The organism is Micromonospora sp. ATA51, from assembly GCF_016802855.1.
In the GTDB taxonomy this organism is placed as follows: Bacteria; Actinomycetota; Actinomycetes; order Mycobacteriales; family Micromonosporaceae; genus Micromonospora; species Micromonospora sicca.
Genome location: NZ_JAEVHJ010000533.1, coordinates 1 through 2,638 on the forward strand (window position 1 = coordinate 1; position 2,638 = coordinate 2,638).

The 2,638-nt window shown below is 75.5% G+C and carries 3 protein-coding genes and 1 pseudogene; 3 read left to right on the top strand and 1 reads right to left on the bottom strand.

The features are described 5' to 3' along the window. A partial coding sequence (locus JNW87_RS37275; RefSeq protein ID WP_238455337.1) for a hypothetical protein occupies positions 1-200 on the bottom strand: 200 nt, incomplete at its 3' end. A gap of 205 nt (positions 201-405) precedes the next feature. Between JNW87_RS37275 and JNW87_RS37280 the strand changes: the two genes are divergently transcribed. The 3 genes and pseudogenes from JNW87_RS37280 to JNW87_RS37290 form a co-directional block, all read left to right on the top strand. Continuing rightward, positions 406-1,344 (top strand): diacylglycerol kinase family protein, encoded by a 939-nt coding sequence (locus JNW87_RS37280; RefSeq protein WP_109799906.1) that lies wholly within the window; start codon positions 406-408, stop codon positions 1,342-1,344. Positions 1,345-1,427: 83 nt separating this feature from the next. After that, on the top strand, positions 1,428-2,201 hold the full coding sequence (locus tag JNW87_RS37285) for a nucleotidyltransferase domain-containing protein (RefSeq protein ID WP_238455338.1): 774 nt from the start codon (positions 1,428-1,430) through the stop codon (positions 2,199-2,201). 54 nt (positions 2,202-2,255) lie between these two features. Next, positions 2,256-2,638: pseudogene (locus tag JNW87_RS37290) on the top strand (hypothetical protein); the annotation flags it as partial.

A 2,638-nucleotide genomic window follows, 5' to 3' on the forward strand; every position in this document is an offset into this window, starting at 1 on the left:
GCCCCGCCGGTCCCGGTCGACGGCACGGCGGCACCGGACGGGTCCGCCGGGGGCGTCGCCAGGACGGGGGACAGGAGATCCCGGAGGAGATCGTCGACCGCGCCGGTGACCGTGCCGGCGGGTGCCGGGTCGGCGGCGTACGCGGCGTCGCCGGCGACCGCGTCGGAGGCACACCAGGCGCCGGTCACCCCGGCGACCACGCAGGCCCAACCGCAGCGCGACCCGCGTCAGCCGCTCGCCGCGTCGAGTCATCCCCGGCACCTCTCCGAGCCCCGGTCAGCATCGGGGTCAACGCCCGTACTCTACCGAAGGCATTCGTCCGATCACAGTGTGCGGCTGATCAGGATCGGGCGCGTCGCGCTCGACCAGGAGTGGAATCGGGCCGCCCTGGGTACCTCGGCGGCCATGAGCACGAGCGCGGTCGACAGCCCCGCCACCGACCCGGCCGACGCCCGGTCGCTGGGCACCGTCGCGGTCGTCGCCCACCGGAAGAAGACCCTCGGCGGTGGCCTGGACGAGCTGCGCGCCAGCCTGGTCGCGGCCGGCGTCGGGCGGCTGCTGTGGTACGAGGTGCCGAAGAGCCGGAAGGCGCCGAAGCGGGTGCGCAAGGCGCTGAAGCAGGGCGCCGACCTGCTCCTCGTCTGGGGCGGCGACGGCATGGTGCAGCGCTGTGCCGACGCCCTGGCCGACACGGACGTGCCGATGGGCATCCTGCCCGCCGGCACGGCCAACCTCTTCGCCACCAACCTCGGCATCCCGGCCGACCTGCCGGAAGCGGTCCGGATCGCGCTGCACGGCCGGCGCCGCACGCTGGACCTCGGCCGGCTCAACGGCGAGCACTTCGCGGTGATGGCGGGCGCCGGCTTCGACGGGGAGCTGATCCGGGAGGCCGACCGCAAGCTCAAGGGCCGGCTCGGCCGGGCCGCGTACGTCTGGACCGGGCTGCGGCACGTCCGCGGCGAGTTGGTGCGCACCCGTATCCGGGTCGACGGCGCCGACTGGTTCGACGGCGACGCGAGCTGCGTGCTCTTCGGCAACGTCGGCACGATCACCGGTGGCATCCCGGCCTTCGACGACGCCCACCCCGACGACGGCGCGCTGGAGATCGGGGTCTCCACCGCCAGCGGCGCCGTCGACTGGGCCCGCACCCTGGGCCGGATGGCCGCCGGGCGCGCCGAGGACTCGCCGTTCGTGCGGATCACCCGCGGCCGCAAGGTCACCGTCCGCTTCGCCGCCCCGAAGACGTACGAGCTCGACGGCGGGGCCCGGACCACGGCGAAGCGGCTGAAGGTGAAGGTCGTGCCGGGCGCCCTGACGGTCTGCTGCCCGGACCGCCCGGCCTGAGCCGCCGCGTCCGGTCGGCGCTGTCGGCCGGGCCGCCGGGCCCCGACCGCGTCCCGCGTCCGCGGGCGGGCAGGATGGCCGGCATGGACGACAAGGTACGCGGCTATCTGGCCGAGCTGGTCGACCGGGCGCGGGGCGTCCTCGGCGACGATCTGGTCGGCGCGTACGCGGCCGGCTCGGTGGGCCTGGACGCGTACCAGCCGGGGCGCAGCGACGTGGACGTGGCGCTGGTGGTGGCGCGACCGCTCGGCGGGCCGACGAAGCGCACGCTGGTGGACCGGCTGCGGCACGAGGCCCTGCCCTGCCCGGCCCGCGGCCTGGAGCTGGTCGTCTACCGCCGCGAGGTGGCCGGCTCCGGCATCCCCGACCCCGGCTTCGAGGTGGAGCTGAACACCGGCGCGGGGATGCCGTTCCGGGCCACCTACGCCCCGTCCGACCGGCCCACCGCCGACGGGCGCTTCTGGTACGCCCTGGACCGCAGCATCCTGCACCAGTCCGGGCTGACCCTGCTCGGCCCGCCCGCCGCCGAGGTGTTCGGCGACCTCGCCCCGGGCGACCTGCGGCGGCTGCTGGCCGAGGCGCTGGCCTGGTGGTTGGCGCTGCCGACCCCGCCCGGCGACGGCCCGGCACCCGGCGCGGAGGACGCGGTGCTGGGTGCGTGCCGTTCGTTGGTGAAGGCCCGCGAGGGCGTCTGGCTGTCCAAGGCGGACGCCGGACGCCGGCTGCTGGACCGGGGGGAGGACGCCGACCTGATCGGACGGTCGATCGCCGCCCGCCGGGGCGGTCCGCCGCCCAGCGGGCCCGAGGCGCGGGCCTTCCAGCGACGCGTGCTGGCCGAGGTTGCCCCGACGCATTGACGTGGATCAGCATCGCACTGTAAACAAGGCGTACTGATCGATCGGGGAGGGCCCATGCGACGTTCGGTACTGCTGTCGACGCTCCTGCTCACGCTCGCCACGACCACGCCGGCCGCCGCCGCGCCGCCCCACCCAGCCCCGGCGGCGCTCGCCGCCACGCCGGTCCAGGTCTACGGCGCCTGGCACTGCGGCAACGACTACTGCACCTGGGGAACCGTCCGCGCCGTCACCGAGTTCGACAGCCAGAACCACTGGCTGGTCGACCGCGGCGACGGCCGGCCCTCGGTCAACCTGGTGGTGCTCAGCTTCGTCAACCCGCTCGCGCTGCTGCGCCAGACCACCGACGCCACCACCCTCGACGGCGTGCCGCGCGGCATGACCCCGGAGATCGTCAACTACTTCACCGCCCGCGGCGTGCGGGTGATGCTCTCCGTCGG